Consider the following 14,633-nt stretch of genomic DNA (forward strand, 5'->3'; position numbering starts at 1 on the left):
AGAGGTTGAACATTTGCGAAAAATAGTGTATAATTATTCGTCTCCTAATTGTATTTAATTATGGCCTTTTCGAAATTTCTCGATCCAAAAAACAATTTCGCGTTCAAGAGAATATTTGGCACTGAGAAAAATAAAGATATTCTCATTCACTTTCTCAATGATATATTGGGCTTCGCTGGCAAAGATGAAATAGAAGAAATAGAATTTCTCAGCACTATCATGGATGCTGAGATTGCCTCTAAAAAACAAAGTATTGTTGATGTTTTCTGTACTGATTCTGCTGGAACCCAGCTAATTATTGAAATGGTGCGACCTGAAAGTCTTCGGTCATATTGTTTAAAAGGAGAGGAATTCCTTCAGAAAGAAACTAAAAGAGTTCTAAAACTTATTAAACCAGATGTTTTGCCATCTGAGTCTACGCATCAGTGCGAATCGGGTAATCGGTTGGTGCCAAGCGATGCGGACAATGAACCTCCTCTTGAAAAAGAAGATGCTCAATCGTGAAAGGAGCATAAACTACAAGCATCATGTGGTTGGAGAGCTAGGCTTAGTGGTATGGTGAACGTAAGTGAAGCTTCATAAGTATCGTAACGATTAAAGAGCTAAAGATGCTGATAAGCTCCGACCAAAAGGTAATGTGACATTTTTCATTTCTGGATGTACGCAAATCACCGGTATAGAGAAATCACCTAACCCACTGTTGTATGACAGAAGGAACAGGGTAAGACTGTATTTCCGCCTATATGGCAAGCAAACCGCAAGGAACGCTGATGAAAATGCAGGTAAAGGATAATGGAGAAAGCGAATGCCATTTTGTAACGAAATGTATAGAATTTGTAACATTAATTCGCGTGAAAACGAGCAGATTTCCATTTGGTCCCTCGTGACAAGAAACTTTGTTAACCACTTGAGGTAGAGAAGCAGATGACCTTACCCACAGAAATGATGAAGAAATTAGGAATATTTTTTACAAAAAGGACAATACTAACAAAAGAACTTTATTCTATTTAGAATATAAAGTTACAATAAATTTTCCTGTCATCTCCAAATAAATTACATTAACTTAGTATTGTATATTGTTAATAACTTAAATAATACAACCATTTTCAGCAACAAAAACCAAAGGTCTTGAGATACAAGATATTTGTATGGTTACTATGATAGTTCCTTTTTTAAGAAAGTTTTAAATTTCATACCTAACAATAAACAACTTTAGGTTTAAATTTATGAAATCAGTTGTTATATACATCAGCAAATACGAATTTAACTGGTGTTATGGACTTAAATAAATTTACCGAAAAAGCAAAAAGTCTAATTCAAAGTGCTCAAATGAAAGCGTTGGGAGCTGGGCATCAGATTTTTATGCCTGAGCATTTACTAAAAGTGATGCTTGAAGATGAATCAGGTTTAGTTCAGGATTTGATAAACGCTTGTGGTGGAAGTGTGCAAAGTATTTCTGATGCTGTGGATAGCGCAATAAAAAAGTTGCCAGTAATTGAAGGTCCAGGAAGTGGTGGCCTTCAACTTTCAAGAGAAATAGCAAAAGTTTTTGAAGATTCAATTGGTATTGCAAGAAGAAATAAAGATTCATTTGTTGCTGTTGAGCGTTTACTACAGGGCCTCACTGCACAAAAAGATGATACTGTAGGCAAAATTCTGGCAGAGAATGGTGTGACTCTACAAAAACTGAACTCAGTTATTGCAGAAATGAGAAAGGGCAGCAGTGCGGACTCGCCAAACAGTGAGGAAAAATTAAACGCGGCAAAGAAATATACAAAAGATGTTACAGAGCTTGCTATGCAAGGAAAGCTTGATCCTGTAATTGGTCGTGATGAAGAGATCAGAAGAACTATGCAGGTATCACTGAGGCGGACAAAAAATAATCCAGTGCTGATCGGTGAACCTGGTGTTGGAAAAACTGCAATAGTTGAGGGGCTTGCAAATAGAATTGTTGCAAACGATGTGCCACTTGGTTTGCATGATGCAAAGGTCTTAGCTTTGGATCTTGGAGCACTAATTGCTGGCACTAAGTTTAGAGGAGAGTTTGAGGAAAGGTTAAAAGCAGTGATTAATGAGATTTCGAGAGCGGAGGGAAAAATTATATTATTCATCGATGAATTGCACACTTTAGTTGGAGCAGGAGCAACAAGTGGTGCAATGGATGCCTCGAATCTGCTGAAGCCTGCTCTTGCGCGTGGAGAAATTCGCTGTATAGGAGCCACAACTTTAGATGAATATCGTCAGCATATAGAAAAAGATCCTGCACTTGCAAGGCGTTTTCAGCCTGTGTTTATCTCTCAACCAACTGAAACTGATACCATTTCAATACTCAGGGGTTTGAAGGAAAGATATGAGGTGCATCATGGTATAAGAATTACAGATGGTGCAATAATTGCTGCTGCAACGTTGTCCAATAGATATATAACAGATAGGTTTTTACCTGATAAAGCAATTGATTTGATTGATGAAGCAGCAAGCAGGGTGAGAATTGAAATGGATAGCAAGCCTGAAGTTATTGATGAACTTGAGAGAAAGGTTATACAGCTAAAGATTGAAGCAGAGGCTTTAAAAAAAGAAAGTGATGAAAATTCTAAACAGCGTTTAAAAAAGATAAATGAAGAGATCGAAAATCTAAACAGTAAATTTGCTGACTTGAACAGCAAATGGCAGATGGAAAAGAATAAAATAGCTAGAATACAAGAAACAGCCGAAAAATTAGATAACGCTAGAAAAGAGTTGGAATTAGTTCAGCGTAGTGGGAATTTGGGAAGAGCAGGAGAGCTGATGTATGGTGTGATTCCTCAGCTTGAGAATGAATTAAAAAATCAGGAAAAGGTTACTGATAGTTTCTTAAAGAAAGAAGTGACTGGAGATGATATTGCAAACATTGTTTCAAAGTGGACAGGAATTCCAGTTGATAACATGATGCACAGCGAAAAGGAAAAACTTCTCAACATAGAGAATGAAATAGGAAGAAGAGTAATAGGGCAGAAAGATGCAATAGAAGCGATAAGTAATGCAGTTAGGCGCTCTCGTTCTGGTGTGCAAGATACTAATCGACCTTTTGGTTCATTCTTATTCTTGGGTCCAACCGGAGTTGGAAAAACAGAATTGGCAAAAGCCCTTGCTGAATTTCTGTTTGACGATCAATCAGCGCTTTTGCGTTTTGATATGTCAGAATATATGGAAAAACATTCTGTTTCAAAGTTAATTGGCGCGCCTCCAGGGTATGTTGGCTATGAACAAGGTGGCAGATTAACTGAAGCAGTGAGGAGAAGACCATATCAGGTAATCTTATTTGATGAGATAGAAAAGGCAAATCCTGATATATTTAACCTATTGCTACAGATCTTGGATGAGGGTAGACTCACTGATAGTCATGGCAAATTAATTGATTTTCGCAATACCATACTGATTTTAACTTCTAATCTTGGTGCTGAGATAATGCTAAAGGGGATTGCTGAGTCTGTAAAAGATGAGGTAATGCAGATAATTAAATCAACATTTCGTCCAGAATTTTTAAACAGACTGGATGAAATTATTATATTTCACAGTTTAACCAGAAATGACATCTATAAAATTATAGATGTTCAATTTTCTTATTTACAAAAAACACTTGCTAAGCGTAAACTGAGTATAAGTTTGTCGCAGGAAGCTAAAGAACTAATAGCACAAACTGGCTATGACCCTGAATATGGAGCAAGGCCCCTAAAGAGGGTGATACAAGAGTGTATTCAAAATAATTTAGCTAAATTAGTTTTATCGGGGGAAGTAGTAGAAAATGATGAACTAATAGTGTACGCTCTTGATAATGAAATCTTAGTTAAAAAGGTTTAAGTTCACTGTGTATTTTTGTTAAAAAAAATGTGTATAGATCATAATGTTGACACTGAGTCTTTATTTAAGTTAGCTGATCAAGAAAATCAGCAAGATAAAGAAAAAATTAAAAAATTTATTAAGTATTTTTATAGTTTTGTTTATAAAAGCGACCTAAAAGCCAATGATAAGTTTTTGCTATATATTGTAAACGATGCTTACAATTTTGTTTCTCAAAAAGAGAAAGATGAAAGTAAGTTAGTAGTAAGTAATATAGATGATATACCAGGAATAGAAGGCGATTTTACCACGATTAAGATAACAAACGATGATATGCCATTTTTGGTTGACTCCGTTATTACAACTATTAAGTCGCACGATTTAACCATATGCTATTACAGCAACAGCATAATTAACATTAAAAGAAAAGATGGCCTAATAGATGAGATTTACCCTTTGGAAGAAAGTAATGGAATAAAAGAGTCAGTTATATATGTAATTATCAAAGGTATAAGTGACAGTTTTGTTGATACATTAAAAGAATCTCTACAAAAAACGCTGAAAGCAGTTAATTGTGTTGTGAAAGATTGGCACTTAATGCTTAAGAAACTTGATGAGGCAAGTCTTTCTGTCATCCCAGTACTTGATACTGGGATCCAGGAAAAGGACACGTGGATTCCAGTGTCACGCACTGGAATGACACCAGACCGAAATCAAGAGCAAAAAGATTTTCTAGTTTGGTTAAAGAATAATAATTTTGTATTTCTAGGTTATCAAGAATATATTGCTGGTAAAGATGAAAAACTCGTCTGTGATGGCAAAAAGGACCTTGGCCTGATGAGAGTAGGTCAAAGTACGTTGATTCCTTCTGCAAACCTTGATTCCCTATACATATTGAGATCAGATCTAATCTCAATAGTCCATCGGCGTACATACATGAATTGTATAGGAGTAAAAGAATTTGATGACCAGGGTAATGTAGTAAAGGAACGGCGTTTTTTCGGGCTATTTACTTCTGTAGCGGAGGTCCAAGATATTCGAACTATTCCAATAATAAAAGATAAAGTTAAAGTTATAGAAAAAAATGCAGGATTTGTAACCGGGGGCCACAACAATAAAGCTTTGATTTCTATTTTGCAAGTGTTCTCTTGTGATGAATTATTCCAATCAAATGAAGACGAATTATTTAAAATTTGCATTTCGATCATGTCTCTTGCGATTAGGCCAAGGGTCAGATTATTTTTAAGAAGAGTCGGGGATTTTATTAGTTGCATAGTGCTGATACCGATGCGTTATGCTAGCGCTAGGCTAATGTTCAAGATACGTGACATATTGAAGGATGAGACAAGTGCAGGAAGTTCAGATATTTATAACAATCACATTATCAATGAATATGATTTGATGAAATTGCATGTAGTGCTAAAGACCAAAAATGCTAGCGTTCTTGATGATGAAGTTTTGCGTATCGAAAACAAATTAAGAAACATTACAGAAAAGTGGGAAGATCGTTTTATAGACAATTTATACAATACTTTTAGCACTGTTGAGGATATATTCATCCGTTATTGCAAGGCATTTCCAATAAGCTATCAAGAGAGTTTCGAACCTCATGACGCATATTACGATATGAAAAAATTGGAGATAGTGAGGAAGAAAGGAGTTAGCGAGGTCGATTTAAGACTTACTCGTGATAATCTTAATTATCAATTAAAGGTTTATACTCCAAACAATGGAGGCCTTGAATTATCGAAGATATTAAGGATCACTAAGAATTTGGGAGCTAAAATTCTATCTCATAATGGCTATTACATAGAAATTAACGGTGGAATATGGATACACCATTTTGTGTTGTCAAGAGTCGATGAATTAATAGACAACATTACTCTAAAAGAGCAATTTGAAATAACACTTGCGAAAGTGTTTAGCAAGGAAATTAAAAATGACTATTTCAATAGTTTGATCATTATTGCTGGGCTCAAGTGGAAGGAAGTGCTTCTGATTAGAGCGCTAAGTGCCTATCTAAAGCAGACGTCATTTAACTACAACCCAGAATATATCCAAAAGGTAGTCTCAGAGTATCCAAAAGTAGTAAAGTATTTGATACAACTATTTCATGCAAGATTTGATCCTAACATAGACATTGATAGAGCAGAAACTACGGACATTGTCAGAGAAAAAATTGAGGAACTTCTAAAAGAGATCAGCAATGTTTCACATGATTACGTTTTGCGCTCGATATTTAACTTGATAATGGCTATTTTAAGGACCAGTTATTATCAAGACGATAAACCATATTTATCTACAAAATTTGACTCAAGTAAAATAAATGGTTTGCCTGATCCTCGTCCGTATCGCGAATTGTATATTTATTCAAACCTTTTTGAGGGAATACATCTAAGAGGAGGGAAATTAGCCCGTGGTGGCTTAAGGTGGTCGGATAGGACGGAAGATTTTCGCACTGAAGTTTTGGGGCTCATGAAAGCTCAGATGACAAAAAATGCGGTTATTGTCCCTGTTGGTGCAAAGGGTGGATTTGTAATAAAGCAAGCTTATAAAGATAAGAATATTTTAAGAGAGAAAAGTGTTGAGTGCTATAAGAGTTTTATTAGAGGAATGCTTGATATTACTGATAACGTGGTTGATGGTGAAATAATTCCACCAGAGAATGTGATTAGGTATGATGAAGACGATCCATACTTGGTAGTTGCAGCAGATAAAGGCACTGCTTCATTTTCTGATTATGCCAACCAGATAGCCTCTGAATACAATTTTTGGCTTGGCGATGCATTTGCATCTGGTGGATCAGCAGGTTATGATCACAAAAAAATGGGTATTACAGCCAGAGGTGCATGGATTGCAGCACAGAGGCATTTTTGGAAAATGAATAAGGATATTTACCAGGATGCAACTGTTATTGGAATTGGGGATATGGCTGGCGACTTATTTGGAAATGGTATGCTGCTTTCAAAAAATATACATTTAATCGGCGCATTTAACCATATGCATATTTTTGTTGACCCAAACCCTGATGCAAAAAAGAGTTTCACAGAGCGTAAACGTCTCTTTGAGTTACCATTTTCAACTTGGATGGATTATAATAAAGATTTGATTTCTAAGGGTGGAGGAGTATTTGAGCGTAGCAGTAAGCAAGTAAACATTTCTCAAGAAATAAAAAAGTGCTTTGATATAACAGAAGATATGCTACCTCCAAGTGATTTGATTAGATATCTGTTGAAAGCAAAAGTGGACTTCATATGGAATGGAGGAATTGGCACGTTTGTTAAGGCAAAGAGTGAAAATCATAGCATGGTCGGTGACAAAGCAAACGATGAGCTGAGAGTAAATGGTAAGGATATTAGAGCTTCTATGTTTATAGAGGGTGGAAATCTTGGTTGTACACAGCTTGGAAGAATAGAATATGCTGAAAAAGGTGGATATATCAATGCAGATTTTGTTGATAATTCAGCCGGAGTGATATGTTCGGACCTTGAAGTTAACATTAAGATTGCATTTGTTTCAGCTATGAAAGCAGGGGGTATTTCTTTAGAAAAAAGGAATGAAATACTGGCAAGTATGGTGGATGAAGTTGCATCCAAAGTGCTTGAGAACCACAACAAAATTGAAACAAAAGCATTACTTCTTGAGTGTTTGCAAGCTAAAGAGAGATTGGAGCAGCACCACAGGTTACTGCTCAGTTTAGAAAAATCTGGGCTGTTAAACCGAAGCGTAGAATTTCTTCCAACTGAAGAAGAGATAGCAAGGATGTTAACTGGTGCAGAAGGTTTCAGTTCTCCTCAGCTCTCTGTTCTAATGTCTTATACTAGAACAGCAATAAAAAATGAAATTATACATTCCGATCTGTCTGAAAAAGATCTTATATCTCATGACTACTTGCTAGGTTATTTTCCTAAAAAGATGGTAACAAAGTTTAAGGATTTCATATTAAAACACCAACTTCGTAGAGAAATTATCTCTACTTGCATTGCAAATGATGTAGTGAATAGAATGGGCTGTATATTCATCAATAATTTGGCTGAGAACACTGGAATTAAGATACAAGAAGCGGTTAACATATATATTGTTGTTAACCACCTGTATGATTTAAACAGCCTGTGGCAGAAAATTGATGAATTGGATGGAAAAATTGATGTTAACTCATACTTACAAATAGTGAGGAACGTGCAGAAATTTATTGGCAGAGTATCATTTTGGCTAGTGAAAAATCTTGGCAAGCTTAGCTTTGTAGAATTGGATGATGTTACAAAATTTAAAGATGCAATTGAAACTTTAGGCCAGAACTTAACTGATGTTTTAGATGAACACCTATTAAAGATCTATAGCCATGGATCAACTTCTTTAGTAAAACTTAATATAAATAAAGATCTAGCAAAAAAAGTTGCTGATCTATGCGTTCTTGCTTATGCACTGGACATTATATCTGTTGCTGAACAGACATCTTTGTCCATTCTTGATGCTGGTAAAATATACTTTGAGTTAAAGTCGCTGTTAAGATTCGATCTGATTAGAACAATTGCCATCAAGATGAAAAGCCGCTCTTCTTATTGGGATCGCAGCTTAGTTAATGATTTATTGGACGATTTAAGCAATTACCATCACAAGCTAGCTGTTAAAGTCATAAAAGCTACTGATAACCCTGAAGATAAGGTTCAAACCTGGGCTTGTAATGATAAGGACTACATAGAACGTTATAATAGTTTTTTAGATGAGATGGTTGCTTCTAAACTTGATTTAAGCAAATTAATATTTATAATCAGAAGGATTAAAGTACTTGCTTCATAGGAAAATGTTCAATATAGGTCTTTCAGAAATTTTAGTTGTAGCTTTAGTGAGCATAATTGTTCTTGATAAAAATAAGGTGCCTGTATTTATTGATCTTATTAGGAATGTGTATAAGTATCTTATGATTATAAAATCAAAAGCTAGGAGGTTATTGAAAGACGCAGGAGTTGAAGACTTATATAAAGAATGTAATGCTGAGAAAGTAAATTACATAATTGGTAAAAATGGTAAGCTTTATCCTACTTATGATATAGATAATACATCTAAAGATAATGACAGCAAAGATTCTGGTAGTAGATGATGTACTATCTAATGTCAAGCTTTTAGAAGCTCGACTAAAAGCAGAGTACTATACGGTTATCGTAGCTCATGATGGTGAAGAAGCTATAGATTTAGTAGCAAAGCAGCAGCCCGATATTATATTACTTGATATCATGATGCCAAAGATGAATGGCTTTCAAGTTTGTAAGGAGCTAAAGAGTGATCCCTTGACAACCCATATTCCAATAATTATGGTAACTGCGCTGCATGATACTCATGATAGAGTGCAAGGTATTAATGCTGGCGCGGATGATTTTCTGACTAAACCAATAAACGAAACTGCTTTATCTGCACGAATTAAGTCTCTCACACGCTTAAAGATGATTATTGATGAATTGCGTTTGAGAGGAGAAACTAACGCTGAGATTGGTGGAGTCGCAGGAAACAGTATTATGGATTATTCCAATCAGATTTTTGATGCTAACATACTTGTTATAGATGAGGATGTTCATCAAGCAGAGCAGATATATAATATATTAAAGCAACGCTTTAGGTCAATTAAAATACTGAGTGATCCAATGGAAGCATTGAAGGTTGGTATTGAGAATGGTTACGACCTGATCATTTCTGATATGCAATTTTCAAAAACTGACGGCTTGCGTTTGTGTTCTGAGTTTCGTAGTAAGGTGGAAACACGTTATACACCAATTCTGATTCTTTCTGAGGATTATGATAAAAACAATTTAGTAAAAGCACTTGATGTAGGTGCTAATGATTATTTAACAGTACCTTTGGATGAGGGTGAGCTAATAGCAAGGGTTAATTCGCAAGTAAAACGCAAAAGATATCAAGATGCCTTGAGAATGAATTTATTTAATAATGCGGAAATGTCTATAAAGGACCCATTAACTAACTGTTATAATAGAAGATATTTTGATGCACACTTAAGAAACATTGTTAAGGACTCTGTGGAAAAGGATAGAAGGTTGTCTCTTATGATACTTGATATAGACTATTTTAAGATAGTGAATGACAGTTTTGGGCATAGTGCTGGAGATGAACTTTTAAAGCAAATACAGAAAAGAATTTCTGAAAATATCAGAGTGACAGATTTACTAGCTAGGTTTGGTGGTGAGGAGTTTGTTGTTGTAATGCCAGATACCAATGTATCAGATGCGTATACTATTGCGAAGAGAATACGAAAAATTATTGCTAAAGAACCTTTTGTACTTGCGGATAAAAATACAACCCATAATGTAACTGTGAGCATTGGAATTGCAGAAATGCAAGGATCTGACTTTGATGATATTAAAAAATTTATAGTACGTGCTGACAGATATTTATATAAAGCAAAAAACAGTGGTAGAAATAGAGTGGTTACTGGCTATAGCTAAAGTGGCTTAAGTTTACCGACAACCGTCATTCCACTACTCGTGAGCGGAATCTATGCTGAGATACCGCGAATGAATCGCGGTATGACGTGTTGCTTGGGTTAGCTATAGATTTCTGAAATGATTTCAAAAAAATGATAACTAAGATTAAAGCGACAACATGAGGTTTCTCAGCTCTGGAAATTTCACGTTTAACTGCAAAAATAGATACTTATTTAAAAAATATCCTGTGACTTTCAGTCCTAACTGAAATTCTTGGAATGAGTAGCTGTTTTGTAGGGTATTATTGTATACATCATGCAACATTTGTGGAAAAGGTAGGAGTTTATCTGCATAATAATCTCCTACTTTTTTTGACACTGCTCTACCAGTTTTTGGAGAAATAAATTGCAGATTTTCCTTAACACCTGTTACAGCGCATTTGGATAAGTCTAACTTGAATCCCAATTGCGTAAGAAGCAGAAGCTCTAAGTTAAGATAATGGCTTTGCCAAGACTGATTGTTGTGTTTAATTACATCGATGAAATATCGAAAATTGTCATACAGCATGGCACAGGGTTCACTTTCTGGAAGCACTTTTTCTAAAATAGAGGAGAAAGAAACAATAGTAATGCTTTTTAACCTATCTTGAAAGAAATGATGGAATGGAGATTCGATTAATTCGCACTTAAAAAAACCTAGATTTTCAGGTAACTTAGCACTCCATTCTGCATGTAATAGATTACTTATCTGAAACTTATAATTGCTATTGTTTGTTAGCTTAGTTAATCCCCTGCGCTTTCCATGACTTTTTGTAAACAGAGAAAGAATTAAGTTTTTATCGCCGTATTTTTTAGCAGCTATAATGATGCCTTCATCTTTCCATCTCATTTAGAGTGTATTGACCGTATGATATTATAGGATAGTACACCTAGAGCTTGTAATCCATAAAAATCACTTACTCCGTTACTATTCCAAAGTTTCAAGGCTATGAGAGAGTAAGTTATTGGCTGCCACTCTTCTTCCTGAGCCTCCATGCTGAGCTTTTGGTTTGCTAAATAATTGTTTGAATGATTTTAGTAACCATTACTTTTCCTTATCTGAAATTTTGGATAATTCAGCTTCTAATTCTTCTATCGTCGGTAAAGCTGTTTTTATGTTCTCTGGTAGATTTTCAGTTATTCGATATTCCGCTAATCCTATTGGTTTATTTATGTCTTTGAGTGTATATTTAGCAAGTACATCGTCTTTAGATTTACATAAGATTAACCCTATAGAAGGTTGATCTGTCGAGTGCTTCAGTAAATCATCAACTGCAGAAAGATAAAAATTCATTTTACCAGCATATTCCGGCTTAAAATCCTTATCTTTTAGTTCAATCACTACGAAGCAACGTAACTTTAAATGATAGAATAATAAATCAATATAAAAGTCTTTATTACCAACATCTAAATGAAATTGTCTACCAACAAATGCAAATCCTTCACCGAGTTCTAACAGAAATTTTTCCATATGCCCTACGAGTCCTTTTTCTACTTCTCTTTCATGAGCATCCTTACCTATACTTAAAAAATCAAAAATATACGGATCTTTTAATGTGTAATGTGCTAGATCGGATTGTGGAGATGGTAATTTTTCTTTAGTGCGACCTGGAAGGTCATGGTTTTGTGGTGGTTAAATTCCATCTTCCCAGACATCAGGGATAATGTATATCTCACATTTCGAAGAGTGGCAACCTCTGGGATGCAAGCATGAGATAAAAGCAGGTAACACTAAATCTCGTGGTGAATCCCTGCAAACAGAGTTAGATATGATTACGAGAGAAACCTATGTTTGAATTGTCGTCAAAGCATAATATGCGAAAAGAGATTGAACTACGCATAGACCAAAATGGTACGAAGCAAAAAGGGAACTAAAGATTGAAGACTTTAGTTATTGATGTTCCAAGCTTCCGGCAAATAGTAGGAATCTAAGTTTAACGTGAAACGAAGCCATGGAACAGAGTAACCACATAGAAGCTCTTATATTCATTAAAATATAAGTAAGTAGCCAGCCACAAGCTACTATGTGGAAGGATTGTTTAAGAAGCTAATGCCCAAAGTAATATCTGGGATATGCAGACGTAAACACTTTAATTTGGAAGGTAAAGTGGTGAATAGTAGTGAATATGTTATGGACCAGCAAAAAGTTAGGTATGAATGGAATGGAATTCCTTGGCGCAAGCTAAAGAAATCTTCATTTAAGCTACAAAAACGAATTTACCAAGCTTCTAAATGTAATGATATCAAAAAGATGCATAATCTTCAGAGATTATTACTCAAATCAACAAGTGCAAAAACACTCGCTGTTAAGAAAGTAACACAGGACAATAGGGGGAAGAAGACTGCAGGTATTGATGGAAAAGCTAACCTTAATCAAAAAGAAAGATTACAACTATCATATTCTTTAGATATAAAAGAAAAAGCAAAGCCATCAAGACGTGTCTGGATTCCAAAATCTGGTAAGCCATCGGAGCATCGCCCACTTGGTATACCCACTATATCGTGTCGAGCAAAACAAACACTTGTAAAAATGGCTTTAGAACCAGAATGGGAGGCAAAACTTGAGCCAAACACTTATGGTTTTAGACCTGGTAGATCATGTCATGATGTGTAAAAGACAAGACTTAATCTGACAGACAAGAATTAACTGACAGAAGAATTGAGGTAGTCAAAACTAATATCAGTCTCTTGTGTAATGCTACTAATATTTTTCTGAAAAGCAACATGTTTGCTATCAAGAAAAGTCTGCATAGGCGTCTTACCATAGCAATATTTACCTGAATGCGGTCTTGTTTCATTGTAAGAACGCAACCAATAATCAACATCAATCTGTAGACCTTCCAAAGAATTGTAGATTTTCTTTCTGAAGATAATATTGTAACACTCATCTTGCATAGTTCTATGAAACCTTTCACATATGCCATTAGTCTGTGGAGAATTGGCTTTGGTCCTAGAATGATCGATATTTTCGATTCCCAAATAAAGCTGATAAGCGTGATTTTCAGGCTTACCACAATACTCTGTTCCTCGGTCTGTAAGGATACGCAATAATGGCACATTTTGCTCATCAAAAAATGGTATCACTCTATCATTCAGCAAGTCAGCAGCAGTAATAGCCGTTTTGTCTGTATAAAGCTTGGCAAATGCTACTCGAGAATAAGTATCAATGAAGGTCTGCTGGTAGATTCTTCCTATACCTTTTATATTACCTACATAATAGGTATCTTGAGAACCCAAATAACCTGAATGTTCGGTGTCAATTTCACCATGTGCTTCTCTTTGTTCTTTAACTTTTTCTAAAGCTGCAAGTTGCTCTTCGGTTAATATAATTCCATCTTGAGCTACTTTTGCTTCCAGTGCTTTAAGTCTTTTCTTGAAAGTTTCAAGATCATTTCTCAGCCATATAGATCTCACTCCTCCCTGAGAAATTATTATACCTCTTTTTCTCAGTTCATTTGCAGCTCTTTCTTGCCCATATGCTGGAAATTCTGTTGCTATACCAATCGCTGCTCTTTCTATATCGTCGGAAACTCTATTCGCTAATAGAGGTTTTTTCTTACTTATCTCATGTAATGCTTCTTCTCCTCCATTTTCGTACAACTCTTTGAATCGATAAAATGTATCTCTTGAGTATCCCATCACTTTGCATGCTTGAGATACATTTCCTAGTTGTTTTGCTAGTTCTAATAACCCTAGCTTTGGTTTTAGTATTTTTGTTTGTATTGTACTCATTTCTAACACTCCTTTCTTTTATTATTTTATAACTTACTTTTTTAAAGTGTCAGATCAAGTCTTGTTTAATACATTTTTATATTACCTACATAATAGGTATCTTGAGAACCCAAATAACCTGAATGTTCGGTGTCAATTTCACCATGTGCTTCTCTTTGTTCTTTAACTTTTTCTAAAGCTGCAAGTTGCTCTTCGGTTAATATAATTCCATCTTGAGCTACTTTTGCTTCCAGTGCTTTAAGTCTTTTCTTGAAAGTTTCAAGATCATTTCTCAGCCATATAGATCTCACTCCTCCCTGAGAAATTATTATACCTCTTTTTCTCAGTTCATTTGCAGCTCTTTCTTGCCCATATGCTGGAAATTCTGTTGCTATACCAATCGCTGCTCTTTCTATATCGTCGGAAACTCTATTCGCTAATAGAGGTTTTTTCTTACTTATCTCATGTAATGCTTCTTCTCCTCCATTTTCGTACAACTCTTTGAATCGATAAAATGTATCTCTTGAGTATCCCATCACTTTGCATGCTTGAGATACATTTCCTAGTTGTTTTGCTAGTTCTAATAACCCTAGCTTTGGTTTTAGTATTTTTGTTTGTATTGTACTCATTTCTA

Annotated in this window: 8 protein-coding genes and 3 pseudogenes; 7 read left to right on the top strand and 4 right to left on the bottom strand. The window is 35.2% G+C overall.

Annotation, left to right across the window (positions count from 1 at the left end):
- Positions 1–60: 60 nt before the first annotated feature.
- From NL281_RS08590 to NL281_RS01440, 5 genes and pseudogenes are all read left to right on the top strand, one after another.
- Positions 61–306: pseudogene (locus NL281_RS08590) on the top strand (PD-(D/E)XK nuclease family transposase); the annotation flags it as partial.
- 969 nt (positions 307–1,275) lie between these two features.
- On the top strand, positions 1,276–3,837 hold the full coding sequence (gene clpB / locus NL281_RS01425; RefSeq protein WP_253303702.1) for an ATP-dependent chaperone ClpB: 2,562 nt from the start codon (positions 1,276–1,278) through the stop codon (positions 3,835–3,837).
- A 27-nt stretch (positions 3,838–3,864) separates the two neighbouring features.
- The gene (locus NL281_RS01430) at positions 3,865–8,616 is read left to right on the top strand and encodes an NAD-glutamate dehydrogenase (RefSeq protein ID WP_253303461.1); all 4,752 of its coding nucleotides are present in this window, start codon (positions 3,865–3,867) and stop codon (positions 8,614–8,616) included.
- A 4-nt stretch (positions 8,617–8,620) separates the two neighbouring features.
- Positions 8,621–8,917 carry a Sec-independent protein translocase subunit TatB gene (gene tatB / locus NL281_RS01435; RefSeq protein ID WP_038250226.1) on the top strand — a complete coding sequence of 99 codons (297 nt, stop codon included), beginning with the start codon at positions 8,621–8,623 and terminating at the stop codon, positions 8,915–8,917.
- Positions 8,889–10,271, top strand: coding sequence for a PleD family two-component system response regulator (locus NL281_RS01440; RefSeq protein ID WP_253303462.1), 1,383 nt, complete (start codon positions 8,889–8,891; stop codon positions 10,269–10,271). The genes tatB and NL281_RS01440 overlap by 29 nt, the downstream gene beginning before the upstream one ends.
- A 144-nt stretch (positions 10,272–10,415) precedes the next feature.
- Here NL281_RS01440 and recO read toward each other — a convergent pair whose 3' ends face one another.
- Together recO and NL281_RS01450 are read right to left on the bottom strand one after the other, a co-directional pair.
- On the bottom strand, positions 10,416–11,138 hold the full coding sequence (recO, locus tag NL281_RS01445; protein ID WP_253303463.1) for a DNA repair protein RecO: 723 nt from the start codon (positions 11,136–11,138) through the stop codon (positions 10,416–10,418).
- Positions 11,139–11,333: 195 nt separating this feature from the next.
- Positions 11,334–11,888 (bottom strand): annotated as a pseudogene (locus NL281_RS01450) (PDDEXK nuclease domain-containing protein); the annotation flags it as partial.
- A gap of 64 nt (positions 11,889–11,952) precedes the next feature.
- Between NL281_RS01450 and NL281_RS08440 the strand changes: the two are divergent.
- Both NL281_RS08440 and NL281_RS01455 read left to right on the top strand, forming a co-directional pair.
- Positions 11,953–12,084, top strand: a complete 132-nt coding sequence (locus tag NL281_RS08440) for a hypothetical protein (protein ID WP_256469383.1) — start codon at positions 11,953–11,955, stop codon at positions 12,082–12,084.
- Positions 12,085–12,314: 230 nt separating this feature from the next.
- On the top strand, positions 12,315–12,902 hold the full coding sequence (locus NL281_RS01455) for a reverse transcriptase N-terminal domain-containing protein (protein WP_253303464.1): 588 nt from the start codon (positions 12,315–12,317) through the stop codon (positions 12,900–12,902).
- A 29-nt stretch (positions 12,903–12,931) separates the two neighbouring features.
- On the opposite strand, the gene NL281_RS01460 is transcribed toward NL281_RS01455, so the two are convergent.
- Together NL281_RS01460 and NL281_RS01465 are read right to left on the bottom strand one after the other, a co-directional pair.
- Complete coding sequence (locus tag NL281_RS01460; protein WP_253303703.1) at positions 12,932–14,020, bottom strand: IS481 family transposase; 1,089 nt, start codon at positions 14,018–14,020, stop codon at positions 12,932–12,934.
- A gap of 74 nt (positions 14,021–14,094) precedes the next feature.
- A pseudogene (locus tag NL281_RS01465) lies at positions 14,095–14,628 on the bottom strand (helix-turn-helix domain-containing protein); the annotation flags it as partial.
- Positions 14,629–14,633: the final 5 nt, after the last annotated feature.

The sequence above is a fragment of the Wolbachia endosymbiont of Phyllotreta cruciferae genome (assembly GCF_918697765.1).
Lineage (GTDB): Bacteria > Pseudomonadota > Alphaproteobacteria > Rickettsiales > Anaplasmataceae > Wolbachia > Wolbachia pipientis.

Excerpts from the sequence above, each read along its gene's own strand:
- recO (WP_253303463.1), bottom strand. The coding sequence starts at position 11,138 with ATGAGATGGAAAGATGAAGGCATCATTATAGCTGCTAAAAAATACGGC.
- NL281_RS08440 (WP_256469383.1), top strand. The coding sequence starts at position 11,953 with ATGTATATCTCACATTTCGAAGAGTGGCAACCTCTGGGATGCAAGCAT.
- tatB (WP_038250226.1), top strand. The coding sequence starts at position 8,621 with ATGTTCAATATAGGTCTTTCAGAAATTTTAGTTGTAGCTTTAGTGAGC.
- NL281_RS01460 (WP_253303703.1), bottom strand. The coding sequence starts at position 14,020 with ATGAGTACAATACAAACAAAAATACTAAAACCAAAGCTAGGGTTATTA.
- NL281_RS01440 (WP_253303462.1), top strand. The coding sequence starts at position 8,889 with ATGACAGCAAAGATTCTGGTAGTAGATGATGTACTATCTAATGTCAAG.
- NL281_RS01430 (WP_253303461.1), top strand. The coding sequence starts at position 3,865 with ATGTGTATAGATCATAATGTTGACACTGAGTCTTTATTTAAGTTAGCT.
- clpB (WP_253303702.1), top strand. The coding sequence starts at position 1,276 with ATGGACTTAAATAAATTTACCGAAAAAGCAAAAAGTCTAATTCAAAGT.